27 protein-coding genes are annotated in these 26,993 nt (G+C 72.6%); 18 read left to right on the forward strand and 9 right to left on the reverse strand.

Going from position 1 to position 26,993, the window contains the following annotated elements:
* Positions 1-163: 163 nt before the first annotated feature.
* Positions 164-805 carry a response regulator gene (locus tag ACZ7GZ_RS00300; protein ID WP_471019226.1) on the forward strand — a complete coding sequence of 214 codons (642 nt, stop codon included), beginning with the start codon at positions 164-166 and terminating at the stop codon, positions 803-805.
* A 67-nt stretch (positions 806-872) separates the two neighbouring features.
* Here the strand turns inward: ACZ7GZ_RS00300 and ACZ7GZ_RS00305 are convergent, their stop codons facing one another.
* Both ACZ7GZ_RS00305 and ACZ7GZ_RS00310 read right to left on the reverse strand, forming a co-directional pair.
* Complete coding sequence (locus ACZ7GZ_RS00305) at positions 873-2,312, reverse strand: MFS transporter (RefSeq protein WP_471019229.1); 1,440 nt, start codon at positions 2,310-2,312, stop codon at positions 873-875.
* A gap of 75 nt (positions 2,313-2,387) precedes the next feature.
* Positions 2,388-3,575 (reverse strand): thiolase C-terminal domain-containing protein, encoded by a 1,188-nt coding sequence (locus ACZ7GZ_RS00310; protein WP_471019232.1) that lies wholly within the window; start codon positions 3,573-3,575, stop codon positions 2,388-2,390.
* A gap of 160 nt (positions 3,576-3,735) precedes the next feature.
* On the opposite strand from ACZ7GZ_RS00310, the gene ACZ7GZ_RS00315 reads away from it, so the two are divergent.
* The 5 genes from ACZ7GZ_RS00315 to ACZ7GZ_RS00335 all read left to right on the forward strand — a co-directional run bounded on the left by ACZ7GZ_RS00315 (position 3,736) and on the right by ACZ7GZ_RS00335 (position 9,252).
* Positions 3,736-5,478 carry an MFS transporter gene (locus ACZ7GZ_RS00315; protein ID WP_471019234.1) on the forward strand — a complete coding sequence of 581 codons (1,743 nt, stop codon included), beginning with the start codon at positions 3,736-3,738 and terminating at the stop codon, positions 5,476-5,478.
* Positions 5,479-5,630: 152 nt separating this feature from the next.
* The gene (locus ACZ7GZ_RS00320) at positions 5,631-6,284 is read left to right on the forward strand and encodes a class I SAM-dependent methyltransferase (protein WP_471019237.1); all 654 of its coding nucleotides are present in this window, start codon (positions 5,631-5,633) and stop codon (positions 6,282-6,284) included.
* A gap of 22 nt (positions 6,285-6,306) precedes the next feature.
* Positions 6,307-7,251, forward strand: a complete 945-nt coding sequence (locus ACZ7GZ_RS00325; protein WP_471019239.1) for an N-acetylmuramoyl-L-alanine amidase — start codon at positions 6,307-6,309, stop codon at positions 7,249-7,251.
* Positions 7,252-7,336: 85 nt separating this feature from the next.
* Positions 7,337-8,131, forward strand: coding sequence for a hypothetical protein (locus ACZ7GZ_RS00330; RefSeq protein ID WP_471019242.1), 795 nt, complete (start codon positions 7,337-7,339; stop codon positions 8,129-8,131).
* Positions 8,132-8,241: 110 nt separating this feature from the next.
* On the forward strand, positions 8,242-9,252 hold the full coding sequence (locus ACZ7GZ_RS00335) for an LLM class F420-dependent oxidoreductase (protein WP_471019245.1): 1,011 nt from the start codon (positions 8,242-8,244) through the stop codon (positions 9,250-9,252).
* Here ACZ7GZ_RS00335 and ACZ7GZ_RS00340 read toward each other — a convergent pair.
* Complete coding sequence (locus ACZ7GZ_RS00340) at positions 9,249-9,821, reverse strand: hypothetical protein (RefSeq protein ID WP_471019247.1); 573 nt, start codon at positions 9,819-9,821, stop codon at positions 9,249-9,251. The two genes, ACZ7GZ_RS00335 and ACZ7GZ_RS00340, sit on opposite strands and share 4 nt — an antisense overlap.
* A gap of 128 nt (positions 9,822-9,949) precedes the next feature.
* Between ACZ7GZ_RS00340 and ACZ7GZ_RS00345 the strand changes: the two genes are divergently transcribed.
* Positions 9,950-10,243, forward strand: coding sequence for a hypothetical protein (locus ACZ7GZ_RS00345; RefSeq protein ID WP_360090458.1), 294 nt, complete (start codon positions 9,950-9,952; stop codon positions 10,241-10,243).
* A gap of 24 nt (positions 10,244-10,267) precedes the next feature.
* On the opposite strand, the gene ACZ7GZ_RS00350 is transcribed toward ACZ7GZ_RS00345, so the two are convergent.
* Genes ACZ7GZ_RS00350 through ACZ7GZ_RS00360 form a run of 3 tightly spaced genes read right to left on the reverse strand, consistent with a single transcriptional unit; the run spans position 10,268 to position 13,595 of the window.
* On the reverse strand, positions 10,268-11,338 hold the full coding sequence (locus ACZ7GZ_RS00350; RefSeq protein ID WP_471019251.1) for a prenyltransferase/squalene oxidase repeat-containing protein: 1,071 nt from the start codon (positions 11,336-11,338) through the stop codon (positions 10,268-10,270).
* Complete coding sequence (locus ACZ7GZ_RS00355) at positions 11,335-12,081, reverse strand: class I SAM-dependent methyltransferase (protein ID WP_471019253.1); 747 nt, start codon at positions 12,079-12,081, stop codon at positions 11,335-11,337. Before ACZ7GZ_RS00355 ends, ACZ7GZ_RS00350 begins: the two co-directional genes overlap by 4 nt.
* Positions 12,075-13,595 (reverse strand): glycosyltransferase family 4 protein, encoded by a 1,521-nt coding sequence (locus ACZ7GZ_RS00360; RefSeq protein ID WP_471019256.1) that lies wholly within the window; start codon positions 13,593-13,595, stop codon positions 12,075-12,077. The genes ACZ7GZ_RS00355 and ACZ7GZ_RS00360 overlap by 7 nt, the downstream gene beginning before the upstream one ends.
* Before the next feature lie 232 nt (positions 13,596-13,827).
* On the opposite strand from ACZ7GZ_RS00360, the gene ACZ7GZ_RS00365 reads away from it, so the two are divergent.
* Both ACZ7GZ_RS00365 and ACZ7GZ_RS00370 read left to right on the forward strand, forming a co-directional pair.
* Positions 13,828-14,457, forward strand: coding sequence for a TetR family transcriptional regulator (locus ACZ7GZ_RS00365; RefSeq protein WP_471019258.1), 630 nt, complete (start codon positions 13,828-13,830; stop codon positions 14,455-14,457).
* Between the two features lie 228 nt (positions 14,458-14,685).
* Positions 14,686-15,150: a hypothetical protein gene (locus tag ACZ7GZ_RS00370; RefSeq protein ID WP_471019261.1), complete on the forward strand. Its 465-nt coding sequence runs from the start codon at positions 14,686-14,688 to the stop codon at positions 15,148-15,150.
* A gap of 54 nt (positions 15,151-15,204) precedes the next feature.
* On the opposite strand, the gene ACZ7GZ_RS00375 is transcribed toward ACZ7GZ_RS00370, so the two are convergent.
* Both ACZ7GZ_RS00375 and ACZ7GZ_RS00380 read right to left on the reverse strand, forming a co-directional pair.
* Positions 15,205-15,438 carry a ferredoxin gene (locus tag ACZ7GZ_RS00375; protein WP_471019263.1) on the reverse strand — a complete coding sequence of 78 codons (234 nt, stop codon included), beginning with the start codon at positions 15,436-15,438 and terminating at the stop codon, positions 15,205-15,207.
* A 2-nt stretch (positions 15,439-15,440) separates the two neighbouring features.
* Positions 15,441-16,892 carry an aldehyde dehydrogenase gene (locus tag ACZ7GZ_RS00380; RefSeq protein ID WP_471019266.1) on the reverse strand — a complete coding sequence of 484 codons (1,452 nt, stop codon included), beginning with the start codon at positions 16,890-16,892 and terminating at the stop codon, positions 15,441-15,443.
* Between the two features lie 130 nt (positions 16,893-17,022).
* Between ACZ7GZ_RS00380 and ACZ7GZ_RS00385 the strand changes: the two genes are divergently transcribed.
* A complete protein-coding gene (locus tag ACZ7GZ_RS00385) occupies positions 17,023-18,051 on the forward strand; it encodes an MBL fold metallo-hydrolase (protein ID WP_471019268.1) in 1,029 nt (342 codons plus the stop codon).
* Positions 18,052-18,116: 65 nt separating this feature from the next.
* Positions 18,117-18,566 (forward strand): nuclear transport factor 2 family protein, encoded by a 450-nt coding sequence (locus ACZ7GZ_RS00390; protein WP_471019270.1) that lies wholly within the window; start codon positions 18,117-18,119, stop codon positions 18,564-18,566.
* A 23-nt stretch (positions 18,567-18,589) separates the two neighbouring features.
* On the opposite strand, the gene ACZ7GZ_RS00395 is transcribed toward ACZ7GZ_RS00390, so the two are convergent.
* On the reverse strand, positions 18,590-19,171 hold the full coding sequence (locus ACZ7GZ_RS00395; protein ID WP_471019272.1) for an XRE family transcriptional regulator: 582 nt from the start codon (positions 19,169-19,171) through the stop codon (positions 18,590-18,592).
* Positions 19,172-19,440: 269 nt separating this feature from the next.
* Between ACZ7GZ_RS00395 and ACZ7GZ_RS00400 the strand changes: the two genes are divergently transcribed.
* From ACZ7GZ_RS00400 to ACZ7GZ_RS00430, 7 genes are all read left to right on the forward strand, one after another.
* A complete protein-coding gene (locus tag ACZ7GZ_RS00400; RefSeq protein ID WP_471019274.1) occupies positions 19,441-20,292 on the forward strand; it encodes a hypothetical protein in 852 nt (283 codons plus the stop codon).
* Positions 20,293-20,625: 333 nt separating this feature from the next.
* On the forward strand, positions 20,626-21,843 hold the full coding sequence (locus ACZ7GZ_RS00405; RefSeq protein WP_471019276.1) for a prenyltransferase/squalene oxidase repeat-containing protein: 1,218 nt from the start codon (positions 20,626-20,628) through the stop codon (positions 21,841-21,843).
* Entirely contained in the window at positions 21,840-22,481 is a 642-nt protein-coding gene (locus ACZ7GZ_RS00410) for an SCO2322 family protein (RefSeq protein WP_471019279.1), read from the forward strand. The genes ACZ7GZ_RS00405 and ACZ7GZ_RS00410 overlap by 4 nt, the downstream gene beginning before the upstream one ends.
* Positions 22,468-23,640: a CbiQ family ECF transporter T component gene (locus ACZ7GZ_RS00415; RefSeq protein WP_471019282.1), complete on the forward strand. Its 1,173-nt coding sequence runs from the start codon at positions 22,468-22,470 to the stop codon at positions 23,638-23,640. Before ACZ7GZ_RS00410 ends, ACZ7GZ_RS00415 begins: the two co-directional genes overlap by 14 nt.
* Positions 23,637-25,373, forward strand: coding sequence for an ABC transporter ATP-binding protein (locus tag ACZ7GZ_RS00420; RefSeq protein WP_471019285.1), 1,737 nt, complete (start codon positions 23,637-23,639; stop codon positions 25,371-25,373). Before ACZ7GZ_RS00415 ends, ACZ7GZ_RS00420 begins: the two co-directional genes overlap by 4 nt.
* On the forward strand, positions 25,370-26,206 hold the full coding sequence (locus ACZ7GZ_RS00425) for an ECF transporter S component (RefSeq protein ID WP_471019288.1): 837 nt from the start codon (positions 25,370-25,372) through the stop codon (positions 26,204-26,206). Before ACZ7GZ_RS00420 ends, ACZ7GZ_RS00425 begins: the two co-directional genes overlap by 4 nt.
* A 332-nt stretch (positions 26,207-26,538) precedes the next feature.
* The gene (locus tag ACZ7GZ_RS00430) at positions 26,539-26,952 is read left to right on the forward strand and encodes an aggregation-promoting factor C-terminal-like domain-containing protein (RefSeq protein WP_471019290.1); all 414 of its coding nucleotides are present in this window, start codon (positions 26,539-26,541) and stop codon (positions 26,950-26,952) included.
* Positions 26,953-26,993: the final 41 nt, after the last annotated feature.

The raw sequence follows: 26,993 nt of genomic DNA on the forward strand, positions 1-26,993 counted from the left end.
CAGCCGACCATGCCAAGTCTTTAATCACCGAACCGGCGGCGCATCCGGTGAGCCGTTCCCGACCGCGCACTCCTCGCCGGGCAGGGCGGCCAGGGCATGCGGCCGAGGCCAACGTGCCGGGCGCGGCGGTGGGTGGAGAGGGCCACAGCCGTAACCTGGGCCCATGAACGAGATGCCCCGGGAGCACCGGACCGGCAAGTCCATTCGGGTGCTGCTCGCCGAGGACCAGGGCATGATGCGTGGTGCGCTCGCTCTGCTGCTCGGTATGGAGGAGGACATCGAGGTGGTGTCCCAGCTGGGCTCGGGCGGCGGCATCGTCGACGCCGTGCTCGCCCACCGGCCGGACGTGGCCCTGCTGGACATCGAACTGCCGGGCACCAGCGGGCTGGACGCGGCGGCCGAGCTGCGGGAGCAGGCGCCCGACTGCCGGGTGCTGATCCTCACCACCTTCGGCCGGCCCGGCTATCTGCGCCGGGCCATGGAGGCGGGGGCGGCCGGGTTCCTCGTCAAGGACGGCCCCGTGGAGGAACTGGCCGCGGCGATCCGGCGCGTGCTCACCGGGGAGACCGTCGTCGATCCGGCGCTGGCCGCCGCCGCCCTCAGCGCCGGACCGAGTCCGCTGACGGCCCGCGAGTGCGACGTGCTGAAGGCGTCGGCGGACGGGGCGACGGTCGCCGACATCGCCGGCACACTGCATCTGTCCGAGTCCACCGTCCGCAACTACCTGTCCTCGGCGATCGGCAAGACCGGCACCCGCAACCGGGCGGAGGCGGTGCGGGAGGCCCGGCGACAGGGATGGCTGTGACCGGCTCTCCCGGGCCTCGTACCCCCTTGATGTCAAAAGGAGTGCACGGGCCGCCCGGACCATCGCCTCACCGGGAGGAAGTCGCGGAGATTTTTCGCGGCAGCCACAGCAGCATCAGCACCGCCCCGCCCAGCAGCACCGCCGTACTGGCCCGGAAGGCCAGCGCGTAGCCGTCCGTCAGCGCCTCGGGACCACGGCCGCTGCCCGTGCCCGCCGCGGCGACGGTCGACATCACGGCCAGCCCGAGCGAGCCGCCCATCGTGCGCGAGGTGTTGACCAGCCCCGACACCACCCCGGCCTCGCCCGGCGCCGCCCCCGACGTGGCGAGGGAGGCGAGCGGGGTTGCCGCCATACCCGCGCCGAGCATCATCAGGATCCCCGGGATCATGATCGCGGTGGCGTACGCCCCGTGCGCGCTCATCGTCGACTGCCAGCCGAAGCCCGTCGCGGCCACGAGCGTGCCCAGCGCCGCCACGGTCCGCGCGCCCGCCGCCCGCATCAGGCGCGGCGCCAGCTTGGAGCCGACGACCACGGACAGCGAGCTGGGCACGAGGGCGACACCGGCCGCGAGCGGCGAGTAGCCGAGGACGTTCTGGGCGTAGAGCGTCATGAAGTACCACATGCAGAACATGGCCGAGCCGGAGAAGAACATCGCCGCGTTCGCCGAGGCGACGGAGCGCAGCCGCAGCAGTCCGAGCGGCATCAGCGGGGCCTTGGTACGCGCCTCGACCAGCAGGAACAGGCCGATCAGCAGCAGCCCGGCGAGCAGCGGCAGCAACGTGGCGGCGGCCGTCCAGCCCTCCGCCTCCGTCTGCGAGATGCCGTAGGCCAGGGTCGCGAGGCCCGCCGTCACCAGCAGCGCGCCCGGCAGGTCCAGGCGCCGCCCGTCCCCGGCCCGGCTCTCGGTGAGCCAGCGCACCGAGCCGGCCAGCACGAGCGCACCCACCGGCACGTTGATCAGCAGCACCCAGCGCCAGGACAGCAGGTCCACGAGCACCCCGCCGACCAGCCCGCCCGCGGCCCCGCCCCCGGCGCCGACCGCGGTCCAGGTGGCGATCGCGCGCGCCCGCGCCGCCCCCTCCGGCACCGCGGAGGTCAGCAGCGTCAGCGTCGAGGGGGCCAGCACCGCCGCGCCCAGCCCCTGCACGGCCCGCGCCAGCAGCAGCTGCCAGCCCTCCTGGGCCAGGCCGCCGCCCAGCGAGGCCAGCGTGAACAGGCCGAGGCCGACGAGGAACATGCGCTTGCGCCCGTACAGGTCACCGGCCCGGCCGCCGAGCAGCATGAACCCGGCGAAGGCGATGGCGTACGCGTTCACCACCCACTGCAGGCCCGACGGGGTCAGGCCGAGGCCGCCGCGCATGGACGGCAGGGCGACGTTCACCACCGACACGTCGAGGACGACCAGGAACTGTCCGGCACAGGCGAGCGCCACCACCAGCCAGGTGGGCGCGGTCGTACGGCGGGATATGAGGGCTGTGGTGTCGGGGGCTTCCAGCATGGGTGTCATGCTCTCAACCCGGTTACGGTCCTTGCATCGGCATTTCGGACCACCAAAACGACCACCGGTAGTAGGTCGTACGGCCTAGACCGCGTGCAGGACCGTCACCACCGCCGCCCCGCCCAGCCCGATGTTGTGCGCGAGTGCCACCCGCGCGTCCGCCACCTGCCGCTCTCCCGCCTCACCGCGCAGCTGCCACACCAGCTCGGCCGTCTGGGCCAGCCCGGTCGCGCCCAGCGGGTGCCCCTTGGAGATCAGCCCGCCCGACGGGTTCACCACCCACCGGCCGCCGTACGTCGTCGCGCCCGATTCGACCAGCTTCCCGGACTCCCCGGGGGCGCACATGCCGAGCGCCTCGTACGTCAGCAGTTCGTTGACCGAGAAGCAGTCGTGCAGCTCGATCACGTCCACGTCCTCGATGCCGAGCTCGGCGCGCTCGTACGCCTGCCGGGCCGCGTCCCGGGACATGGGCTGCCCGACGACGTCGATGCAGGATCCGGAGGCGAAGGACTCCCCGGTGTCCGTGGTCATGGCCTGTCCGGCGATCTCCACGAGACCGGTGAGCCCGCGCCGCGAGGCGAACCGCCCGGACACCACCACGGCCGCCGCCGCGCCGTCCGAGGTCGGCGAGCACTGGAGTCTGGTCAGCGGCCGGTGGACGGTACGGGAGGCGAGGACGGCGGCGACGTCGTACACGGCCCGGAACTGGGCGTAGGGGTTGTGCGCGGAGTGCCGGTGGTTCTTGGCGGCGACCGCGGCGAGCTGTGCCCCGGTCGTGCCGTACCGCTCCATGTGCTCGCGGGCCGCGTCGCCGAAGATCTGCGCGGTGGGCGGGGTCGTCTCGAAGCCGTGGCGGGCGGCCATGACGCCGTAGTGCCGGGCGACCGGGGAGGTCGCGAAGTCCCCGCCGTCGGCTCCCCCGCCCAGCGCGCCCTTCCTCATCTTCTCGAAGCCCAGCGCCAGGACGCAGTCGGCGGCGCCCCCTTCGACGAGCTGACGGGCGAGCATCAGGGCGGTCGCCCCGGTCGCGCAGTTGTTGTTGACGTTGTAGACGGGGATGCCGGTCAGGCCGAGTTCGTAGGCGGCGCGCTGGCCGGCGGTGGAGGGCTGGAAGCAGTAGCCGACGGGAACCTGTTCCACGTCCTCGTACACGACTCCCGCATCCGCCAGCGCCGCGCTCCCGGCCTCGCGCACCATGTCCCAGTACTGCCACTGACGGGTCTCGGGCTTCTCGAACCTGGTCATCCCGACCCCGGCTACATAGGCCTTCATGGCGCGCAGACTAGAACTTGTTCCACCAGTGCACCATGGATGACGGCACGTCAGTTACCCATGAGCTGGTCAAGGATTCATTAGAGGCCCGAAGCAACGGAATAGTTGCCTGTGCATACGAGGTTTACCGAGCACTTATGTACACGGGAGGCCTCACTCAATGACCCACACGACGACCGACCAGCCGCCCCGGAGGGCGAGCGGCGCCGTGGTCCCGGTGCTCGCCTTCGCGGGCATCGTCGTCGCGGTGATGCAGACCCTGCTCGTGCCGGTCATCAAGGACCTGCCGCAGCTGCTGGACACCGCCCCCTCCAACGCCACCTGGGTGCTGACCTCGACCCTGCTGTCCGGCGCCGTCGCCACCCCGATCATGGGCCGGCTCGGCGACCTCTACGGCAAGCGGCGGATGCTGATACTCAGCCTCGCCGTGATGGTGGTCGGCGCCCTGGTCAGCGCGCTCACCAGCCAGCTGCTCACCATGATCGTCGGCCGTACCCTGCAGGGCTTCGCGATGGGCGCGATCCCGCTCGGCATCGGCCTGATGCGCGACATGCTGCCGCGCGAGAAGCTCGGCTCGGCCATGGCCCTGATGAGTTCCTCGATCGGCGTCGGCGGCGGCCTCGCGCTGCCCGCCGCGGCCCTGGTCGCGCAGCACGCGAACTGGCACGCCCTGTTCTACGGCGCCGCGGGCCTCGGCGCGCTGTCCATCGTCCTGACCCTCCTGGTCGTACCCGAGTCCCCGATGCGGGCGGCCGGTTCCTTCGACCTGCTGGGCGCGCTGGGCCTGTCGACCGGCCTGGTGCTGCTCCTGCTGCCCATCACCAAGGGCAGTGACTGGGGCTGGTCGTCGGGGACGACGCTCGGCCTGTTCGCCGCGTCGGTCGTGGTCCTCGCCCTGTGGGGCCTGTACGAGCTGCGCGTGACGGCGCCCCTGGTCGACCTGCGCACCACCGCGCGCCCGGCCGTCCTCTTCACCAACCTCGCGTCGATCATGGTCGGCGTGGCGTTCTACGTCGTCTCGCTGGTCCTGCCCCAGCTCCTCCAGCTGCCGAAGGCCACCGGCTACGGCCTCGGCCAGTCCATGGTCGTCGCCGGCCTGTGCGTCGCCCCGCTGGGCCTGACGATGATGTTCACGGCGCCGCTGTACGCCCGCCTGTCCGCCAGGTACGGCCCGAAGACCACCCTCATCATCGGTCTGCTGATCATCGCGCTCGGCTACGGCGGCGGCCTCGGCCTGATGGACGCGGCCTGGCAGACGATCGTCACGTCCGTGGTCCTCGGCGCCGGCATCGGCCTCGCCTACTCCTCGCTGCCCGCGCTGATCGTCGGCGCGGTGCCGGCCTCGGAGACCGGCGCGGCGAACGGCCTCAACACGTTGATGCGGTCCATCGGCACGTCCGTGTCCAGTGCCGTCATCGGCATGGTGCTGGCCAACACGGCGGACCACGTGGGCGGTATCGCGATTCCGACCATGCACGGGTTCCGGGTGTCCTTCCTGATCGCCACCGCCGCGGTGGCGGTGGGGCTGCTGCTGGCGCTGTTCCTGCCGAAGGCTGCGCGCCCGGCTCAGCAGCCCCGGCTTCGGGCCAGCAGCCAGGAGGACGCTGTGCTGGAGCAGGCCGAGGAGGTGCTGCGGGGGTTCCGGGGGCGGATTCTCGGTGCCGATGGCGCCCCGGTCGCCCGGGCCAAGGTGACTCTGATCGACCGGCGGGGGCGGCAGGCGGGGGCGACGGTGTCCGGTGAGGACGGGACGTATGCGCTCGCCGTGCCGGCCCAGGGGGCGTATGTGCTCGCCGCGAAGGCCTTCGGCCATGGGCCGCTCGCCTCTTCCGCCACGCATTCCGGGGAGGAGCGGGCTGTCGATCTGGACCTTTCGTTGCCCGGGGAGACGGTGAGCGCCTAGCGCTCGGGGGTTCTGCCGGACGGCGGCTCTCCCGTCGCCGTGGCCTGTCGCGCAGTTCCCCGCGCCCCTTACGGAACGCACCCCCTGTCGATGAGTGACAGGGGGTGCGGCAGCATGGGCCCCTGAACAGCCGTACGACCGGAAGGCGCCCCATGCCCGTCCCCGCCCCCAAGCCCGATGTTCTGGCCGCTTTCGAGGCGGCCAAGGGGTTCATGCCCGTGGACGAGGGGCTGGCCCTGTACGCGGCTGCCGTGGAGGCGGGGCGGCTGGGGCTGCCGCTGCTGGAGGTGGGCACGTACTGCGGACGGTCCACCGTGCTGCTCGCCGACGCGGCCCGCGCGGCCGGGGTCACGGCGCTGACCGTCGACCACCACCGGGGCAGCGAGGAGCAGCAGCCGGGCTGGGACTACCACGACCCGGAGACGGTCGACCCGGAGATCGGGCTGATGGACACGCTGCCGGCCTTCCGCCGGACGCTGTTCAGGGCGGGCCTGGAGGAGCACGTGGTCGCCGTCGTCGGGCGCTCCCCGCAGATCGCGGCGATCTGGAACTCGCCGCTCGGTTTCGTGTTCATCGACGGCGGCCACACGGACGAGCACGCCACCGCCGACTACGCGGGCTGGGCACCCCATGTGGCCGAAGGGGGCTTCCTCGTCATCCACGACGTGTTCCCGCACCCCGAGGACGAGTTCACCGGGCAGGCGCCCTACCGGGTGTATCTGCGGGCCCTTGAGTCGGGGGCGTTCACGGAGGTCACGGCGGCGGGCTCCCTGCGTGTCCTGCGGCGAACGCGCGCGGAGATCTGAGGCCCCGGTTAGAGTCGCACACGTGTCGTACCTAGGCCCGGAGTTCGATCCCCCGCAGCCCCGCCGGTCCCGGCGCGGGCCCTTGACCGTGGCGCTCGCCGTACTGGTGCCCGGCGCGCTGCTCGGGTGGGTGGTGTACGAGGCGGTGGGCGGCGGCGGAGCCTCCCCGGCCCCGGGAGCCCGCGGCGGCTCCGCCGTGTCGTCCCCGGCGCCCTCCTCACCGTCGGCCCGGTCCGCTTCTCCTGCGGACGGCGGCAAGCGGACCTCGGGGGCGGCGCCCGCGGCCGGCTCGTTGAAGGGCAAGGTCGTCCTCGTCGACCCCGGGCACAACCCGGGCAACTTCCAGCACACGGCCGAGATCAACCGCCAGGTGGACATCGGCACGAACTGGAAGGAGTGCGACACCACCGGGACGTCCACCAACGACGGTTACACCGAGGCCGAGTTCACCCTCGACGTCGCCCACCGGCTGCGCACGCTGCTGGAGCAGCAGGGCGCCACGGTGAAACTGACCCATGACGGCGACAGCCCGGCCTGGGGGCCCTGTGTGGACGAGCGGGCCCGGATCGGCAACACCGCGCACGCGGATGCGGCCATCTCCATCCATGCCGACGGCGCCGCCGAAGGCGACCGCGGCTTCCATGTGATCCTGCCGGGGTCGGTGCACGCCGGTGCCGCCGACACCCGCCCGATCGTCGACTCCTCGCACGACCTCGGTACCCGCGTCGCCGGCACCTTCCTGCGCGACACCGGTGAGCCGCCGTCCAACTACGTCGGCGAAGGTACCGGTCTCGTCACACGTACGGACCTGGGCGGTCTCAATCTGTCAACGGTTCCGAAGGTGTTCATCGAGTGCGGCAACATGCGCGATAGCAAGGACGCGGCACTGCTGACCAGCGGGGCCTGGCGGCAGAAGGCTGCGCAAGGGATCTCTGAGGGAATCGTGAGTTTCCTGCGCGCGTCCTGACCGGCGGGCGCAACCGGCCGGACAGGCGGATCTTGCGGACGGTAGTGTCTACCGACGACGAGACGACTTACGAAGGACCTTTGAAGTGAATATCCGCTCCCTCACTAGAGGCGACGGCGTGGTGATCGGAGCAGCGGTGGTGCTGTTCATCGCGTCTTTCCTCACCTTCCAGAGCTACTCCATTTTCGGCGCCTCAGCCAGCGGGAACGCGTGGGAAAGCCTGGGCACGGGCCTGGGCATCTACATGGGTGCGGTCATCGGTGCCGTCCTCATCGTCGTCAACCGTTGTCTGCCGCAGCAGCGCAAGGTGCTCGGCCTCGACCTCGCCCAGATCGGCACCGCGTTCCCGGTCCTGGCCGCCTGGTCGCTGTTGTGGACACTCATCGACCTCCCGGAGGGTGCGGACGCCGGCGCGGGCCTCATCCTCGGTTTCTTCGCCGCTCTGGTTCTCGCGGGCGCCGCCATCGCCACCCCCCTGGTCCCCGCCCTCCAGGCCGCCCTGCTCCCGGCTCCTCAGCCGGTCGCCCCGCAGCCCTACGGCGCTCAGCCGCAGGGTGGTTATGGCTACCCGGGCGCCCCGGCGCAGCCGTACGGCGGCCAGCCGCAGCCGGGCCAGCCGTTCGGGCAGCAGCCGCCGGCCGCGCAGGGCGCTCCGGCGGCGGCGCAGCCGGCCCCGGCGGCGGACTTCTCGCCGTTCTGGTTCGCCGTTCCGGTCGCCCGTCCGCTGTTCCCGGAGGACGGCTCGCCGAACCCGATCGCCGAACTGGCGCCGGGCACCTGGTACCTGGCCGTCGAGCAGCGCGGTGCCGCACTGGTCGCGCAGACCCAGGACGGCCGCCGTGGCGTGCTCCAGGACACCTCCGGCATCCAGCGCGGCTGATCCGCCCGCACCCCGCCGCAGCGACGGCCCCTCGCCCTTCCGGGCCAGGGGCCGTTGTCGTACAGTCGGCTCCCGACCGGTGAACTGACGGATCGTCAGGAGGCAGGCGTATGCGGCTGGGTCTCGCACTCGGGTACTGGGGACGCGGTCCGGACGCCCGTCATGTGCCGCTCGCCCGGGAGGCGGAACGGCTCGGCTACGGCTCCGTGTGGACGGCGGAGTCCTGGGGGTCGGACGTCTTCACTCCGCTCACCTGGATCGCCGCGCGGACGTCGACGATCAGGCTGGGTACGGCGGTTGCCCAGATGGCCGCACGGTCGCCGGCCACCACCGCGATGCACGCGCTCACCCTGGACCACCTCTCCGGCGGGCGGATGATGCTCGGGCTCGGCCTGTCCGGGCCGCAGGTGGTGGAGGGGTGGTACGGCCGCCCGTTCCCGAAGTCGCCGCTGGCCGCGACCCGGGAGTACGTGGACGTCGTACGGCAGGTGCTGCGGCGCGAGGCGCCGGTGGAGGTGGACGGGCGGTTCCATCCGCTGCCCTACCGGGGTCCGGACGGCACGGGGCTCGGCAAGCCGCTGAAGCCGATCACCCATCCGCTCCGGCCGGACCTGCCCGTCCTGCTCGGCGCCGAGGGGCCGAAGAACGTGGCGCAGACGGTCCGGATCGCCGACGGCTGGCTGCCGCTGTACTGGTCGCCGAGCCGGCCCGAGGTGTACGGGGACGTGGTGCGGAAGGTGCCGGAGGGGTTCATGGTGGCTCCGCTGGCCCGGGTGAAGGTGTGCGACGACGTCACCGAGGGGCTGCTGCCCGTGAAGGCCATGCTCGGCTTCTACATCGGCGGGATGGGACACGCCTCCCGCAACTTCCACGCCGACCTCATGGCGCGCATGGGGTACGAGGAGGAGGCGCGGCGGATCCAGGAGCTGTTCCTCGCGGGGCGGCGGGAGGAGGCGGTGTTGGCCGTACCGGATGCCTTCGCCGACGAGATCTCGCTGGTCGGCCCGCGGGAACGCATCGCCGAGCGGCTGGAGTTGTGGCGCGGGGGTCCGGTGACGGACCTGCTGGCACTGTCACCGGACCCGCACACCCTCAGGGTGCTCGCGGAACTGAACTCCTAACTGCCCCTGACAAGCTGAGCGGTCGACGGCACCTGGTCCTTGACCGGGGCGCCGGCGCTCGCGCCCGCGCTCTTCACCTTGTTGACGACGTCGTCGAAGGAGGACGCCGCGCCGGTGTCACCGCCGCGCAGTTTGGACGGCAGGGTCCTGAGGGCGGCGATACCCGCGGTGAGGGGTGCCAGGGCCTTGGCGAGCGTCGGGTCGCCCTGGGCGTTCTTCTGGGCCGCCTTGAGCCGGTTGTAGGCGAAAGCGCCGGCGAGACCCGCCTTCACCAGGGCCGTCTTGCGGCCCTTGGCGCCCTTCTTGAACGTGCCGGCCTTCCAGGGCTTCACGATCCACTGGTAGGTGGCACCCGCCGCGAGACCGGCGTCGATCACGAAGCGCGTCTTGGCGAACCTGCGCCGTTCCGCGGAGGTGGTCGGAGTGGGGGTGCCGACGGCCGGGACGGCCTGGACCGCCGTGGCATCCTTCGTACTGGTCTTCTCGCCGCTGCCGCAGGCGGTGGAGCCGGCCAGCAGGGCGCAGCACAGGGTGAGCGCGACGCAGAAGCGCCGTATCGGTACGGGCACGGAAGTCCTCCGGACGTGTCCTCCCCGAGCGATCTGCTTCTCCGGAAGCCTCACCCGTGACGGTCCGTTCCGCCACTCGGCGGCGGCCGTCCGGGTTTCACCGGCCGTCGCCCGGCAATCCGGAAGGTATGTCCCCTCGATATCGCAACGGTGCGAATCAGGCCGGGACGGTCATCGCGGTCGTCGCCGACATCATGGCCCTGATCCTCGGCCTGTGGATCCTGATGTACCTGCTGGACGCGAACCGGGCCAACAGCCTGGTCCAGTTCGTCCACGACGCCGCCGCATGGCTGGCGGGCTGGTCGCACGACCTGTTCACGTTCAACGAGGCCTGGGCCCGGGTGGTCGCCGGCTACGGCCTGGCGGCGGTCGTGTACCTGTTCGTGGGCCACGCCGTCGCCAACCGCATGCACCGGCACTGACACCGGGCCCCGGCTCGGCGTCGTCTAAGGGCAGCAGTCGGCGTCCAGGCCGGTCGGCAGGTGTTCACCGCCGAAGACCGCACACGTGGCCTCGTGGCCGCCCAGAGCGGCGACGGCGAGGAGCAGGGAGCCGGCCGTCCAGGTGGTGAGTTCAAGGGGCCAGACCGCGTCGTCCTCGAAGACGTAGCCCGTCCAGTACAGGCCGCTCTCGGGGTCGCGCAGATGCTGGATGGACTGCAGGATCGCCAGGGCGCGGTCGGACTCCCCCACCGCCCACAGGGCCAGGGCGAGTTCGCTGGACTCGCCGCCGGTGACCCAGGGGTTGGGCACGACGCAGCGCACGCCGACGCCGGGGACGACGAACCGGTCCCAGGACTCCTCGATGCGGGCCTTGGCCTCCTCGCCGGTCAGCGCGCCGCCGAGGACCGGGTAGTACCAGTCCATCGAGTAGCGGTCCTTGTCCAGGAAGCGCTCCGGGTGGCGGCGGATCGCGTGGCGCAGTCCTCCCACCGCCAGCTCCCAGTCCGGCTGCGGCTCTTCACGCTGTTCGGCGATGGCGAGCGCGCAGCGCAGCGCGTGGTGGATCGAGGAGCTGCCGGTGAGCAGGGCGTCCGCGGTGGGCGTGCCGTCGTCCTCGCGGCGCCAGCCGATCTGGCCGCCGGGCTGCTGGAGTCCGAGCACCCACTCCATGGCCGCGTAGACGGTCGGCCACATGCGGTCCAGGAAGGTGTCGTCACCGGTGGACAGGTAGTGGTGCCAGACGCCTACGGCTATGTAGGCGACGAAGTTGGACTCGCGGGCGCGGTCGGTGACGTCGTCGTGGGCGCCGTCGGCGTAGGCGGCGTACCAGGAGCCGTCCTCGTTCTGGTGCCGGGCCAGCCAGTCGTAGGCCCGCTCGGCGGCCTCGTGTTCGCCGGCCGCGTCCAGGGCCATCGCGGCCTCGGTGTGGTCCCACGGGTCCAGGTGGTGCCCGCGGAACCACGGGATCGCCCCGTCCTCCCGCTGTACGGCGAGGATGCCGGCGACGGTCGCGGCGGCCTGCCCGGCGGTGAGGACCCCGGGCAGGACGAGGTGTTCCGTCCGGGGGGTGGTCACTTGGCGGCCACCTCGTCGGACAGCCGCGGCAGGTGCGGCTTGGTCGCGTAGACCACGAAGCTCTTGCCGATCAGCGGGTTCAGGGCCTGCTCGGCGACCCGCGTGGCGAGCGGCTTCTTCATGATGTCCCAGACCAGCAGCTTGTGGTACGCCCGCACCGGCAGCGCCTTGTCGTTGTCGACGCCGAACGCGCACTTCAGCCACCAGTACGGCGAGTGCAGGGCGTGCGCGTGATGGCTGCCGTACGGCTTCAGGCCGGCCTCGCGGATCTTTCCGACCAGCTCGTCGGCCTTGTAGATGCGGATGTGGCCGCCCTCGACCTCGTGGTAGGCGTCGGACAGCGCCCAGCAGACCTTCTCCGGGCCGTAGCGCGGCACCGTGATGGCGATCCGGCCGCCCGGCCTGAGCACACGGACCATCTCGGCGAGCACGCCCTTGTCGTCGGGGATGTGCTCCATCACCTCGGAGATGATGACGACGTCGAAGGAGTCGTCCGGGAAGGGCAGGGCCAGCGCGTCGCCCTCCATGGCCGTGGCGGTGGCGCCCTCCGGTGCCTCCCCGGCCTCCTTCATCGCGGCGAACCACTTGGCGACCTCGCGGATCTCCTCGCCGTTCTGGTCGAGGGCCACGACCTGGGCGCCGCGCCGGTAGCACTCGAAGGCGTGCCGGCCGGCCCCGCAGCCGAGGTCCAGGACTCGGTCGCCGGGGGCGAGCGGGAACCGGGAGAAGTCGACGGTCAGCACGTGGCCCTGCTTTCGGGGTAGACGCCGGTGTCACTCGTCGAGGTCGCGGAAGCAACCTTCGTCGAGGCCGCGTAAGCAGCACTCGCCGAGGCCGCGGAAGCAACACTCGGTGAGGCCGCGGAGCGGCCGGGTATCGGTGCCGCGGAACGGCCGGATATCGGTGCCACGGAGCGGCTGCCGTCCGCCGCGGAGCGGCCGGGGCCCGCTGAGCGGGCGATGGCCTCGCGGTAGTGGGCCACGGTTCCCTCTGCCGCGCGGGCCCAGGTGAAGTGCCGCAGCACCCGCTCCCGGCCCGCCGCACCGAGCCGCGCCCGCAGCTCACGGTCCCCCAGCAGCCGGCCGAGCCCGGTGGCCAGCGCCCCCGCGTCGCCGGGCGGTACGGCCAGGCAGGTCTCGCCGTCACGGCCGGCGACCTCGGGGATCGCGCCGCCGGTCGTGGCGACCAGCGGGGTGCCGGTGGCCATGGCCTCGGCGGCGGGCAGCGAGAAACCCTCGTACAGCGAGGGCACGCAGGCGACCTCGGCCGAGCGGATCAGGTCGACCAGTTCGGCGTCGGAGATGCCCTTGACGAACTCGACGGCGTCTTCGAGGCCGTACCGCTCGACGGCCGCCGCGACCGGGCCCTCGGCCGGGCGCTTGCCGACGACGACGAGATGGGCCGCGGGGTGCTCGGTGCGCACCTTGGCCAGCGCCTCCACCAGGAACACCAGCCCCTTGAGCGGGACATCGGCGCTGGAGGTGGTGACGATCCGGCCCGGCACCTCGGGTACGGCCGGATTCGGCGCGAACAGACCGGTGTCGGCACCGATATGGACGACGTGGACGCGGTCGTCGCGTACGCCGAGGTGGTCCACGATCTCCTGCCGGGAGCTGCCGGAGACGGTGAGGACCGAGGGCAGCCGGCGCGAGACGCGCTTCTGCATCCGGGTGAAGGCGTACCAGCGCCGGACCGAGTACCGCCGCTGCCAGCCCTCCGCCGCGTCCAGCTCCAGCTGCCGGTCGACGGTGATGGGGTGGTGGATCGTGGTGACCAGGGGCGCGCCGATGTCGCCGAGCAGGCCGTAACCGAGGGTCTGGTTGTCGTGGACGACGTCGAACGCGCCGCGCCGGGCGCGCAGATGGCGGCGGGCGCGCAGCGAGAAGGTCAGCGGCTCGGGGAAGCCGCCGGTCCACATCGTCGCGACTTCCAGGGCGTCGATCCAGTCCCGGTACTCGTCGCGCCCGGGGGTGCGGAAGGGGTCGGGCTGGCGGTAGAGGTCGAGGCTGGGCAGTTCGGTGAGGGTGAGCCGTCCGGCGTGGTCCGCGCCCTCGTCGAGGACGGGGTACGGCTGGGAGCCGATGACCTCGACGCGGTGGCCGAGCCGGGCCAGCTCGCGCGAGAGATGGCGGACGTAGACGCCCTGGCCGCCGCAGAACGGGTTCCCTTTATAGGTGAGGAGCGCGATGTCGAGCGGTCGCTCGCCGTCGGCTGCGGGCTCCTCCTGGGCACCCGCATCCCGGGCCTCAGCGGTCACTCCGTGCCCCCTTCTGCCTGCACTGTCCCGCGAGACTACGACGGGACGCTAATCTAGAACAAGTTTCAGACTTGATCGTTCAAGAGGCTCTGAATCTACCGGCAGGTAGGAGTGCTGTGAGCAGTGGATCAGGTGATTCACGCCACGGCGCGCCGCCCTGCCATGCCGACTGATCACGTGCCCCACAGACGCCTTCACCGACTGTCACGGAACGGGACCCATGCCTGCGGACATGCCTGCGGAATCCAAGGTGGAAGCCGGTACGGTCCGGCCCTCCTCGTCGCTCACGGAGCGCCAGGAGGCCCGCCGCCGCCGGATCCTGCACGCGAGCGCCCAACTGGCCAGCCGGGGCGGGTTCGACGCCGTACAGATGCGTGAGGTCGCCGAGTCCTCCCAGGTCGCCCTGGGCACGCTCTACCGCTACTTCCCCTCCAAGGTGCACCTGCTGGTCGCCACCATGCAGGACCAGCTGGAGCACATGCACGGCACGCTGCGCAAGAAGCCGCCGACGGGTGAAACGGCCGCCGGGCGGGTGGCGGAGACCCTGATGCGCGCCTTCCGCGCGCTCCAGCGCGAGCCGCACCTGGCCGACGCGATGGTCCGCGCGCTGACCTTCGCCGACCGCAGCGTCTCGCCGGAGGTCGACCAGGTCTCCCGCCAGACCACCCTGATCATCCTGGACGCGATGGGCCTGGACGACCCCACGCCCGAGCAGCTCTCGGCGGTCCGGGTGATCGAGCACACCTGGCACTCGGCCCTGATCACCTGGCTCTCGGGCCGCGCGTCCATCGCCCAGGTGAAGATCGACATCGAGACGGTGTGCCGCCTGATCGACCTGACGGAGCCGGGCGCCTCCCGCTGACGCGGCTGCGACGGGAGGAGACAGCCCGCCCACCGGTACCAGGCCCTCCGGGTGCACGAGTGAACTCATTGCCAACTCGGCTGTGCACTCTGCGCTGACGACGTACCGGCCGCGTCCCGGCATCCTGAAAGGGCGTTCACCGTTCGGCTGGAAGGCCTCCCCGGCCCGCCGGCCGGCAGCTGTTCGCGTCACCACGACCTCGCCACCTGACACGGGGGACAGCCAGCCGTGATCTCCATCCTCACGCGTACCGCCGCTGCGGCAGGCGCCGCATTCGTCGCCGCCGCGGTCTTCGCCGCACCCGCCGCCGCCGACTCCGACAGGCCGCTTGCCCCGAAGGCCGCGGCCGGGCTTCCCCACGTCACCTTCGGATCTCGCTACGGCGGGTTCGGTGACGGCACCATCTGGGCCAAGGACCGCTGGGGAAACGTCGTCGCCGAGGCCCACTGGCAGGCCGACCCCGGCGGCGACATGTACCCCAAGGGCGACACTCTCTACGTTTCCGACTTCATGAACGACGGCCTCGGCACGCGCGGCGAGGCGTCCGTAGGCATCAAGATCAGCACCCGCGGATTCGGCAACCGTGTCCAGAAGACCAAGAACGTCGCCGAGGGCACCAAGCTCTACATCAACCTGTGCATGACGAACTCCTCGGGCGCCCTGTGCTCGCCCGGCCTGTCGGTGCACGCCTGATACGCGGCGCACGGCGATCGGCAGCCCGGCTGTCACCCACCTGTCGGCCAGGTCCTAGTCCTCGGGTGGGAACACCGGCTCCCCGCCCCCGACCAGCGTGATCACGATCGCCTCCACCGGGCAGCTCTCCGCCGCCTCCAGGATCGGCTCGCCGGCGTCGGTGTCCGGCTCCACCGGATGGGACTGGCGGGCGGAGTCGAGGCGGAAGGCCTGCGGGGCGTGGTGGAGGCACTGGGCCGAGCCGATGCACAGCGACCGGTCGACCTCGACGTGCCAGCGGTCACCCATGCTCACGCCCCCGCCGGCAGGTGGATCATCTTGTGTTCGAGGTACGCGCCGAAGCCCTCGGGGCCGAACTCCCGGCCCAGCCCGGAGTTCTTGTAGCCGCCGAACGGGCCGAGCATGTCCAGGCTGAAGGTGTTGACCGAGTAGGTGCCGGTGCGCACCTGCCGGGCGACCTCGACGCCGTGCTCGACGTCGGCCGTCCACACGCTGCCGGACAGACCGTAGTCGGAGTCGTTCGCGATCTTCACGGCCTCGGGTTCGTCGTCGTACGGCAGCAGGCAGATGACCGGGCCGAAGATCTCCTCGCGGGCGATGCGCATGTTGTTGTCGACGTCGCCGAAGAGGGTCGGTTCGACGTACCAGCCCCGCTCCAGACCCGCCGGCCGGCCACCGCCGGTGAGGATCTTGGCGCCCTCCTCCTGGCCGATGCGGATGTAGTCGAGGTTCCGGCGCTGCTGGCGCTGCGCGACCAGCGGGCCGACCTGGGTCGCCGGGTCCAGCGGGTCGCCGACCTTCAGGGCGCTCGCGGCCTGGACGAAGGCGTCGGCGAACTCGTCGTAGCGGGTGCGCGGGAGGAGGATGCGGGTCTGGGCCACGCAGGCCTGCCCGTTGTTCATCCAGGCCGCCGGGACGATCCCCGACACCGCCGCCCCGACGTCCGCGTCCGGCAGGACGACCGCCGCCGACTTTCCGCCCAGCTCCAGCGTGACCCGGGTGAGGTTGCGGGCGGCGACCTCCATCACCCGCTTGCCGGCCGCGACCGAGCCGGTGAAGGAGACCTTGTCGATGCCGGGGTGCCCGACCAGGTACTCGCTGACCTCCCGGTCGGCGGGGAGGATGGAGAGCACACCCTCGGGCACGCCGGCCTCGCGGGCGATCTCACCGAGCAGATAGGCGTCCAGCGGCGATTCGGGGGACGGCTTGAGTACGACCGTGCAGCCGGCCAGCAGCGCGGGGGCGAGCTTGGCGGCGGCGACGAACTGCGGGACGTTCCAGGGGACCACGGCGGCGACGACACCGACCGGTTCGCGGCGGACGAGGATCGGGCCGAGGACACCGTCCCTGCGCTCCTCGTACGTGAAGTCCCGCGCGACCCTGATCGCCGCGTCCCACACCATCATCGCGCCGAGCGCCTGGGCGAGGACGCTCCAGGAGTACGGGGAGCCGTTCTGCGCGGAGATCACCCGGGCGATCTCCTCGTGCCGGGCGGCGATGGCGTCCTTGATCCGGGTGACGACCTCGATCCGCTCCTCCAGCGTCGCCCGCGGCCACGGCCCCTCGTCGAAGGCGCGGCGCGCGACGGCCACGGCCCGGTCCACGTCCTGCCGCGAGGCGTGCGGCACCCGGCCGATGACCTCCTCGGTGTGCGGCGAGATCACCTCGATGACGTCCTTGCCCAGCGGATCGGTCAACTCCCCGCCGATGAACAGACGTCCGTGTTCCACGAGCTCGGTCATGGCCTGCCGCCTCCCGCCGCACCGCATGTTTCTGACGCTGTTTCAGAACTGATACCAGTTCTAGTTACCATGGGCAATGGCCGTGGGCCGGAGGGGCGGAGGGGCGGAGGGGCGGAGGGGTGGAGGGCTGATGGTGCGCACACTGGAGCACGGCGGGGGCGTACGGTCCGTGGCCGTTCCCATCCCGGACAACCCCCTCGGCCACACGCTGGTGTACGTCGTGGACACCGACCGCGGCCCGGTGCTGGTCGACAGCGGGTGGGACGACCCGGGCTCCTGGGCCGCGCTGGCGGAGGGCCTGCGCGCCTGCGGCACCTCGGCCGGCGAGATCCACGGCGTGGTGATCACCCACCACCACCCCGACCACCACGGCCTGTCCGGCCGGGTGCGCGAGGCCTCGGGCGCGTGGGTGGCGATGCACGCCGCCGACACCGCGGTCGTACGGCGCACCCGGGAGGCCCGCCCCGAGCGGTGGTTCACGTACATGAGCGCCAAACTCGCGGCGGCCGGCGCCCCGGAGGAACACCTTGCACCGCTGCGCACCCCAGGCGCCCCCCGGACCCTGCCCGGCCTCTCCCCCGCCCTGCCGGACCGGGAGATCGTCCCCGGCGAACTCCTCGACCTGCCCGGCCGCAGGCTGCGCGCGATCTGGACCCCGGGCCACACCCCCGGCCACGTCTGTCTGCACCTGGAGGAGGAGCACCCCTCCCGACTGCCCGGCCGCGGAAGGCTGTTCAGCGGCGACCACCTGCTGCCCGGGATCACCCCGCACATCGGCCTGTACGAGGATCCCGACGACGCGACCGTGACGGACCCCCTCGGCGACTACCTCGACTCCCTGGAGCGGGTCGGCCGGCTCGCCCCCGCCGAGGTCCTGCCCGCACACCAGCACGCCTTCACCGACGCGCCTGGCCGGGTACGGGAGTTGCTCGACCACCACGAAGAGCGCCTGGCCGGCCTGCTCGCCCTGCTCGCCGAGCCCCTCACACCCTGGCAGCTCGCCGAGCGCATGGAGTGGAACCGCCCCTGGGCCGAGATCCCCTACGGCTCCCGGAACATCGCGGTCTCGGAGGCCGAGTCCCATCTGCGCCGCCTGGTGAAGCAGGGCCGCGCGGAGCCGGTGGCGGGGAGCGAGCCGGTGGCGTACCTCGCGGCGTGATCCGGTGAAGCACCTCGCGGTGCAATCCGGTCGCGTCCCGTGGGGCGTCCCTGTTAGACAGGCCCATGGACCCCTTGCGCAGTCTCGTCGCCCAGCACTCCTGCGAGCGCCTGATCATCGACTTCGTCCACCGGCTCGACCTCGGTGAACCGGCCTCCGTGGCCGAGCTGTTCACCGAGGACGGCAGCTGGCAGTGGCCCCCGCCGGGGGACGGGCGCCGGATCGAGGGCCGGGAGGCGCTGCGGGCGTACTTCGGCTCCCGTCCCGCCGACCGGCTCTCGCGCCGCCTGATGTCCAACGTCCTGGTCACGGTGACGGGCCGGACCACGGCCACCGCCGTGTCGTACTTCTCGACGTACCGCGTCGACGGATACGCGGGCGGCATGGTCCCCGCCGGACCGCCCGTCCAGGTGGGGCACTACGAGGACACCTTCCGCCGGACCGGCGGCAGCTGGCTGATCGCCTCCCGCACGCTGCACCTGCCCTTCGGCGGCGACACCCCGAAGGCCGGCTGAGGGCCGGTGGGGCCCGGCCCGGTTCAGCCGAGTCCGCGCTCCGCCGTGATGATCATCTCGGCGAGGTCGGCGAGCGTGGCGAGCTGCCGGGCATTCATCTGCGGGGCGCGGGCGGCGAGCCGGACGAGTCCGCTCTCGCGCAGCCGCACCAGCGGGTCGGTCTCGGCCTCCAGACTCTGCAGCACGGGCCGCAACGCCTCCTGCAGCGCCTCCGGTTCGTCGGCGGTGAAGAAGCCGGCGGGCAGGCCGAAGAAGCGGCGCAGCCGGTCGGTGTGCTGCAGGCCCGGCATCCCGCTCTTGCGCCATTCGCTCAGCCACTGCCGGCTGGTTCCGGCGATCCTCGCCAGCTCGTCCAGCGAGTACCGCTTGCCGTCGGGCCGGCGCCGGGTCTCGCGGATGAAGTCCAGCCGCTGGCGCACCCGCCCGGCCAGACAGGTCTCCGGTGCCCGCCCGCCGGCGAGCAGTTCGACGACGACCCCCACGGGGATGCCCGTGCGATGGGACAGATCGGCCACGTCGAGGACTTCCGGCAGCCGGCCGGGCCGGCCGGTCAACTCACCGAGCCGGTCCAGGACAGCGGCCAGCGAGGCGTAGGCGTCACTCACCGAGGTCCCCCCTGGGCGTGTCGTCCGTTCGGTGGCTGGGCTGACGGCGAGGCTACCCGGTCACTCGTTCGCCGACCAGACGCGACAAGGCTTCCTGCCGAAGATGGCAGTAATCGTTGACAGTTGAGGGCGCGGCGGGTGAGGATCACGACACAGAGAGCAAGATTCCACCCGCCCGGGTGCCATCCAGACCCGCCCCGGGTGCCGTCTATGGGGGAGCGGCATCCGGGGTGTCTCTGTCCCGCTCCTCCCGTGAAGGTGGTGCGCCGATGCTGCAGCCCGTCCTTCTGCTGGGGGCCGGCCGGGCCGCACACGGCGGGTACCCGCTGGCACGGATCGCCGCCGTACGCCCGGTGGTGCTGGTCGACACCTCTGCGCCCGGCTGGGCGCGGCCGTTCCTGTCCGGTCACCTCGTGGCCGACCCGGCGCATGAGGCGGAGACCGCGGAGACGGTGGCGCGGTACGCCGCCCGCCACCCGGTCGCCGGCGTGCTGAGCTGGAACAGGGGGCACCTGGCCGTGGCCGCGCGGATCACCGGACGGCTCGGCCTGCCGGGCCTGCCGTACGAGACGGCCGCCGTCTGCGCCGATCCGCCGGCGCTACGGGCGCTGCTGCTCCGGAACCGGGTGGTGCCCGCGGGGCCGGAGGACACCGAGGGGCCACTGATGTCCGCCGAGACCGTCGTCCTGGACGACGAGGTCCGCATCACCGCGCTGACCCGTACGACCTCGCTGGGGCATTCCGTCCACGCTCATGACCCGCTGCTGCACAACCGGTTCGTACGGCGGACCGTGGAACGTACGGTGCGGACACTCGGCCTCAGGCACGCCGTCGCGCACGTGGGCCTGCGGCTGCCCGAGCGTGGACCGAGGGTGACCGGTGTCTCGCCGCACCTGCCCGGTGACCTGATTCCCTGGCTCGTGGAACGGGCGACGGGGGTGGATCTGGTGGCGGCGGCACTGGCGCTCGCGTGCGGGGCGGTGCCCGACGTGACACCTACGCGGCAGCGGGCGGCGGCGATCCGCTTCGCCGACGGCGCCTGCCGGCGGGCTTCGCGGGAGTACTGGGTCGTCGAGGGCGCGGACGCCCTGGAGTGTGAGCGGGCACTGGATGCGGCGTAGCGGGATTCGGGGCGCTGTCGCACAGCCACTCCTCAGGGCTCTGAGGGCTCCCGGTAAGGTGGCGGGGTCGTCATCACACCCGTACGGGGGGAAGCCGGTGCAATTCCGGCGCTGACCCTCCCTCAAGCTCTCGACTTCGCTGGAGCTCGGGGGCAGCCCCATCCGTCAACCATCCCGAGGATGGTGAGCCGGAACGCCCCCTGCGGCACGTTGACCGGCTTGCGTGCGTCGGCCGCCCGCCGCGCACGGCACCGTCGAGGTTTACGGAGCCGAGCCGCCCGGGGCCCACCCGTGCGCTGCCCGGCTCCCCGCAGGGAGAGGCAGTCGCCGACCATGAACGTCCGCCGCAGTGCCGCGGCTCTCGCCGCCGTAGGCGTGCTGGCCGCCGCCGCGCCCGCCACGGCCGCCGGCCCGTCCCCGTCTCCGAAGGTGGCGATCCCGTCAGGGCTGTACGGCACCTCCGACCCGACCAACGACGGGGTATGGCGCCAGTCGTTGACGCTGATCGCCCAGCGGACCCTCGGCTACCGGCCGGCCGCGGAGGCCGTGGACTGGCTCGCGGGCCAGCAGTGCGCGAGCGGCGCCTTCGCCGCCTTCCGCGCCACCCCCGCCAAGGCGTGCGACGGCAAGGTCATGGTGGACACCAACAGCACGGCCGCCGCGGTCCAGGCGCTGAAGGCGGCCGGCGGGCACGACGACACCGTCGGCAAGGCGATGACCTGGCTGAAGTCGGTGCAGAACAAGGACGGCGGCTGGGGCTACCTTCCGGGCGGGGCCAGCGACACGAACTCCACCTCCGTCGTCATCGGCGCGCTGACCGCGGTCGGCACGGACCCGGCGGACATACGCAAGTCCGGCAAGTCGCCCTACGACCTGCTGGCCGGCTGGTCCGTCCCCTGCAGTCAGACCGGCGGCGGCGGGCTGGCCTTCCAGCCGGACAAGAAGGGCAAGCTGTTCGCCAACGCGGACGCGACGGCGGCGGGCGTGCTCGGTGCGCTCGGCAAGGGGTTCGTCACCAGGGCCGGCAAGACGCCCGGCGACAGCGCGTGCGTCACCGGCAAGCACCTCACCCCGGCGCGGGTCGCGGACAACGCGGGCGCGCATCTCGCGTCGCTCGTCGCGAAGAGGGGGCACCTGACGTCCACGCTGCCCGGTACCACGGACCAGCCGGACTACGGCAACACGGCGGACACGGTGGTCGCGCTCGCCGCGGACGGGCGGCTGACGCAGGCGATGCAGTCGTACACCTGGCTGGAGAAGAACGCTCTCAACTGGGCGAAGCAGGGCGGCCCCGCCGCCTACGCCCAGCTGATCCTCGCCGCGCACGCGGTCGGCGCGCAACCGGGTGACTTCGGCGGCACGAGCCTGGTCCGCTCCCTGAACAGGCTGGGCCCGGCGCCGAGCATGGACTCCGCCGCACACGGGACCGAGAAGTCCGAGAGGTCCGACGACGGTTCGGGCTCGGGTGTCTGGTGGTTCGTCGGCGTCTGCCTCGTCGCGGGCATCGGCGTCGGCTTCCTGCTCAGCGGCCGGAAGAAGCAGCAGCCGTGACCGCGGTCCGCCGCGCCGCGAGCCTGCTGGGCGCCGCGCTCGTCCTGCTGGCAGGGGCCGGGCAGGCGCACGCCGCGGGCTACCGCTACTGGTCCTTCTGGGAGCGGACGGGCGGACACTGGACGTACGCCACGCAGGGCCCGTCGACCCTCCGTCCCGACGACGGTGCCGTGGCGGGCTTCCGTTTCGCGGTGAGCGCGGACTCGGCGGACGCGAGCCGGCCCCGGGGTGCGGCGGACTTCGGCACGATCTGTGCGGGGACGCCCGCCGCGTCCGGTACGAAACGGGTGGCCCTGGTCCTCGACTTCGGCACCGCCGCGGACGCGCCGTCCGGCGAGACACCGCCGGCGCGTCGCACGGCGTGCGCGCGGGTGTCCGCCGACGCGACGACGGCGGACGCGCTGGCCGCGGTGGCCAAGCCGCTCCGGTACGACACCAACGCGCTGTTGTGTGCGATCGCCGGCTATCCGAAGAGGGGGTGCGGGGAGCAGGTGGCCTCCGGCCGGAAGGCAACGGCAAAGAGCCGCGGTTCGGAAGGCGGCCCCTCACTGGGTCTGCCGATCGGCGCGGGTGTCGTCGCCCTGCTGGCAGGCGCGGCGGTGTGGCAGTCCCGGCGGCGGCGCAATGCCTCCGGTTGACCGCGGGCCGTCCGTGACTGGTCGCGCCCACGCGGCAAAGCCGCAGATCGATACGGCCCGCGCCCCATACGGGGCGCGGGCCGCGGGCAGTCCTGCCACTGTGCACCCCGGCGCCTGGTGGCTCTGGTCGTTGAGCCTCGGTACCGCCGCCACCCGCACCACCAACCCCCTCCTGCTCGCCCTCCTCATATCCGCCTCCGCCTACGTCGTGGCAACGCACCGCACCCCCGCCGCCACCTCCCACGCCTACACCGCCTTCGCCCGGCTCGCCCTCGCCGTCCTCCTCATCCGCCTTCTGTTCTCGGTGGCACTCGGCTCCCCGATCCCCGGCACCCACACCCTCCTCACCCTCCCCGAGGTCCCGCTGCCCCACTGGGCACAGGGCATCCGCCTGGGCGGAAGGGTCACCGCCGAGGCGCTCGTCTTCGCCGCCTACGACGGGCTGAAGCTGGCCACCCTCCTGATCTGCGTCGGCGCGGCGAACGCGCTCGCCAGTCCCACCCGGCTGCTGAAATCCCTGCCCGGCGCGCTGTACGAGACGGGCGTCGCCGTGGTCGTCGCCCTCACCTTCGCCCCGCACCTCGTCGCCGACGTCCGGCGCCTGCGCGCCGCCCGCCGCCTGCGTGGCCGTCCGGACCGGGGCCTGCGCGGTCTGCTGCAGGTCGGACTGCCGGTCCTGGAGGGCGCGTTGGAACGCTCGGTCGCGCTCGCCGCCGCGATGGAGGCCCGCGGCTACGGCCGTGCCGTCGAGGTCCCCGCCCGTGTCCGCCGTACGACGGCCGCGCTCACCCTCGGCGGCCTGCTCGGCGTGTGCGCCGGCACGTACGGGCTGCTCACCGCGGAGGGCGGCACGTACGGCATCCCGCTGCTGCTCGCCGGTGTCGCCGCCGCGCTCACGGGTCTGCGGCTCGGCGGCCGGCGTTCCCTGCGCACCCGGTACCGCCCGGATCCGTGGGACGCGCGGGCCTGGCTGGTCGCCGGCTCCGGCGTCGCCGTGGCCGCGCTGCTCACGCTCGCCTCGACCCGCGACCCGGAATCCCTGCACCCCGGTGTCGTCCCGCTGATCGCCCCCGCCCTTCCCCTGTGGCCCGCCGCGGCGGTCCTCCTCGCCCTGCTCCCCGCCTTCGTCGTACCCCAGGCCCCCAAGGAGCCGTCGTGATCCGCTTCGAGGATGTCAGCGTGACGTACGACGGTGCGGCCGAACCCACCGTCCGGCGCGTCGACTTCGAGGTGCCGGAAGGCGAACTGGTGCTGCTCGTGGGCCCGTCCGGGGTGGGCAAGTCGACCGTGCTCGGCGCGGTGAGCGGTCTGGTGCCGCACTTCACCGGCGGCACCCTGCGCGGCCGCGTCACGGTGGCCGGCCGGGACACCCGTACCCACAAACCGCGCGAACTGGCCGACGTGGTCGGCACGGTGGGGCAGGATCCGCTCGCCCACTTCGTGACCGACACCGTGGAGGACGAACTCGCCTACGGCATGGAGTCGCTGGGGCTCGCCCCGGAGGTGATGCGGCGCCGGGTGGAGGAGACCCTCGACCTGCTGGGCCTCGCCGCACTGCGCGACCGCCCCATCGCCACCCTCTCCGGCGGGCAGCGGCAGCGGGTCGCGATCGGCTCGGTCCTCACCCCGCACCCCCGGGTGCTGGTCCTGGACGAGCCGACCTCGGCACTGGACCCCGCCGCCGCGGAAGAGGTCCTGGCGGTGCTCCAGCGCCTGGTGCACGACCTGGGCACGACGGTCCTGATGGCCGAGCACCGCCTGGAACGCGTGATCCAGTACGCCGACCGGGTCGTCCTGCTGCCCGGCCCCGGCGAAGCGCCGGCCGTCGGCACCCCGGCCGAGGTGATGGCCGTGTCCCCTGTGTTTCCTCCGGTGGTGGACCTGGGGCGGCTGGCAGGCTGGTCTCCGCTTCCCCTCACGGTGAGAGACGCCCGCCGCCGCGCCGGTGACCTGAGAGAACGCTTGGCGGCCTCCCCAGCGGGTGGCACTCGCGCGACGGCTGCGGGCACCCCGGGGCCGGCCGCGCCCCGCGGCGGAGCCGCATATCGCTACGGCCCCGCGCCCCTTCGGGGCGCTTCCCGCCGCGGAAACCGGCACCTCTTCCGCCGCCGCAGCTCCCCCGCCCCGAAAGCCCCGCACCCCCACGTCGCCGAAGTCCGCTCCCTCTCCGTCCGCCGCGACCGCACGGACGCCCTCCGGCACGTCGGCCTCACCGTCGCCCCCGGCGAGACGATCGCCCTCATGGGCCGCAACGGCGCCGGGAAGTCCACCCTGCTCAGCTCCCTCGTCGGACTCGTGACTCCCACCACCGGAACCGTCGCCGTCGGCGGAGTCACCCCCCACCGCACCACCCCCCGCGACCTCCTCCACCGCGTCGGCCTCGTCCCCCAGGAGCCGCGGGACCTCCTCTACGCGGACACGGTCGCCGACGAGTGCGCGGCGGCCGACCGGGACGCCGGGGCCGAGCCCGGCACCTGTCGAGCCCTGGTCTCCGAGCTACTGCCGGGGATCACGGACGGCACACACCCCCGCGACCTGTCCGAGGGCCAGTGCCTCGCGCTCGCCCTCGCCGTCGTACTGACCGCCCGGCCACCCCTGCTGCTGCTCGACGAGCCGACGCGCGGCCTGGACTACGCGGCCAAGGCCCGCCTGGCGGGCGTGCTGCGCGGACTCGCCGCCGAGGGGCACGCGATCGTGCTGGCCACGCATGACGTGGAGCTGGCGGCCGAGATCGCGCACCGGGTGGTGCTGCTGGCCGAGGGCGAGGTGATCGCCGACGGGCCGACGGCGCAGATCGTCGTCTCCTCGCCGTCCTTCGCGCCGCAGGTGACGAAGATCCTCGCACCGCAGCAGTGGCTCACCGTGGCCCAGGTACGGGAGGCCCTCGGATGAGCGCCGCACGGCCGGGTGCCGCGCGGCTGCACGCCGTCCGGCTCGGCCCCCGCTCGCTCGCCGCGCTGGCGCTGGTCAGCGCGGTCGGCATGGTCGCCTTCTGCTGGCCCTTCCTGGCTCCGCCCACCTCGCAGCTGAGCGCCCACGCCCAGGACGCGCCCTGGCTCTTCGCGGGCCTGCTGGTACTGCTGGTCGCGGTCGTGGCGGCGACGATCTCCGAGTCGGATCTCGGGCCGAAGGCCGTGGCCATGCTGGGCGTGCTGGCCGCGACCGGGGCCGCGCTGCGCCCGATCGGCGCGGGGACGGCCGGGATCGAGCCGATGTTCTTCCTGATGGTGCTCAGCGGGCGGGTGCTGGGCCCCGGTTTCGGCTTCACGCTGGGCTCGGTGACGATGTTCGCGTCCGCCCTGCTCACGGGCGGGGTCGGGCCGTGGCTGCCGTTCCAGATGCTGTCGATGGGCTGGTTCACGATGGGTGCGGGACTGCTGCCGGGGGCGGTGCGGCTGCGGGGGCGCGGCGAACTGCTGCTGCTGGCCGGCTACGGCTTCCTCGCCGCCTTCGCCTACGGCACGGTCATGAATCTGGCGGGCTGGCCGTTCATGGGCGCCTCCGCCTCGAGCATCTCCTTCGACGCGCACGCCTCCGTCGCCGCCAACCTGGCCCGTTTCCTCGCCTACTGCCTGGCCACCTCGCTCGGCTGGGACCTGGGCCGGGCCGTCTGCACGGTGGCGCTGACCCTCGCCCTCGGGCCGGCCGTGCTGCGCGCGCTGCGCCGGGCCACCCGGCGGGCCGCCTTCGAGACCGCGGTCACATTCGACGAGGACGGTGGGTGAGGCGCCGTATCCGGGTGGTGAGCGAGGCGGTGAAGCACCCCACATGACGCAGGTCACCTACGATTCGGGGCCGTAGTCCCGAATGCCCGATACGCCCCTTCACGCACCCCCTCTGACCTGCGCACTGAGAGCCACGCCACAGAGCAGGCGATTCCCGTCAATCCGGCCACAACTAGTAAAAGGGGTCATTGCGGACCGACTTCGGGCCTGCTTGTCTGGATGACGTCGCCAGGCGCCACGAGCCCTCAGGGCCGCGGCGCCGACGCATGCGGCCACAGTGCGTGGTCCATCCCATGCGGGCGATCCCCTGTCCCCGACGCAAGAGGTTCTCCGTGTCCGTCTCCTTCATCCGCCGCATCGCTTCCCCGAAGAGGGCCCTCACCGCCGCCGCCGTGGCCGCCGCCACCGCCGGTATGGCACTGTCCGCGGCGCCCGCCCAGGCCGCCCCGAACTCGGCCTCCTCCGCCCAGGCGATCGCGCACAAGATGATCCCGGACGCCGCGCAGTTCAACGCGTTCAGCAAGATCGTCGAGCACGAGAGTGGCTGGAACCCCTCCGCCACCAACAGCTCCTCCGGCGCCTACGGCCTGGTCCAGGCCCTGCCGGCTTCGAAGATGTCCTCGGCCGGCGCCGACTGGAAGACCAACCCGGCCACCCAGATCAAGTGGGGCCTGGACTACATGAACTCCCGCTACGGCAGCCCGGCCAAGGCCTGGAGCTTCTGGCAGGCCAACGGCTGGTACTGAGCCGACACCCGAAGCCTCTGAAGGCGGCGGCCCGATCCCGG

Source organism: Streptomyces sp. NPDC037288 (genome assembly GCF_055603265.1).

Excerpts from the sequence above, each read along its gene's own strand:
- ACZ7GZ_RS00315 (WP_471019234.1), top strand. The coding sequence starts at position 3,736 with ATGACCCACACGACGACCGACCAGCCGCCCCGGAGGGCGAGCGGCGCC.
- ACZ7GZ_RS00380 (WP_471019266.1), bottom strand. The coding sequence starts at position 16,892 with ATGACCGAGCTCGTGGAACACGGACGTCTGTTCATCGGCGGGGAGTTG.
- ACZ7GZ_RS00375 (WP_471019263.1), bottom strand. The coding sequence starts at position 15,438 with ATGGGTGACCGCTGGCACGTCGAGGTCGACCGGTCGCTGTGCATCGGC.
- ACZ7GZ_RS00390 (WP_471019270.1), top strand. The coding sequence starts at position 18,117 with ATGGACCCCTTGCGCAGTCTCGTCGCCCAGCACTCCTGCGAGCGCCTG.
- ACZ7GZ_RS00305 (WP_471019229.1), bottom strand. The coding sequence starts at position 2,312 with ATGACACCCATGCTGGAAGCCCCCGACACCACAGCCCTCATATCCCGC.
- ACZ7GZ_RS00425 (WP_471019288.1), top strand. The coding sequence starts at position 25,370 with ATGAGCGCCGCACGGCCGGGTGCCGCGCGGCTGCACGCCGTCCGGCTC.
- ACZ7GZ_RS00385 (WP_471019268.1), top strand. The coding sequence starts at position 17,023 with ATGGTGCGCACACTGGAGCACGGCGGGGGCGTACGGTCCGTGGCCGTT.
- ACZ7GZ_RS00335 (WP_471019245.1), top strand. The coding sequence starts at position 8,242 with ATGCGGCTGGGTCTCGCACTCGGGTACTGGGGACGCGGTCCGGACGCC.
- ACZ7GZ_RS00310 (WP_471019232.1), bottom strand. The coding sequence starts at position 3,575 with ATGAAGGCCTATGTAGCCGGGGTCGGGATGACCAGGTTCGAGAAGCCC.
- ACZ7GZ_RS00345 (WP_360090458.1), top strand. The coding sequence starts at position 9,950 with ATGTCCCCTCGATATCGCAACGGTGCGAATCAGGCCGGGACGGTCATC.
- ACZ7GZ_RS00365 (WP_471019258.1), top strand. The coding sequence starts at position 13,828 with ATGCCTGCGGAATCCAAGGTGGAAGCCGGTACGGTCCGGCCCTCCTCG.
- ACZ7GZ_RS00300 (WP_471019226.1), top strand. The coding sequence starts at position 164 with ATGAACGAGATGCCCCGGGAGCACCGGACCGGCAAGTCCATTCGGGTG.
- ACZ7GZ_RS00400 (WP_471019274.1), top strand. The coding sequence starts at position 19,441 with ATGCTGCAGCCCGTCCTTCTGCTGGGGGCCGGCCGGGCCGCACACGGC.
- ACZ7GZ_RS00405 (WP_471019276.1), top strand. The coding sequence starts at position 20,626 with ATGAACGTCCGCCGCAGTGCCGCGGCTCTCGCCGCCGTAGGCGTGCTG.
- ACZ7GZ_RS00320 (WP_471019237.1), top strand. The coding sequence starts at position 5,631 with ATGCCCGTCCCCGCCCCCAAGCCCGATGTTCTGGCCGCTTTCGAGGCG.
- ACZ7GZ_RS00415 (WP_471019282.1), top strand. The coding sequence starts at position 22,468 with ATGCCTCCGGTTGACCGCGGGCCGTCCGTGACTGGTCGCGCCCACGCG.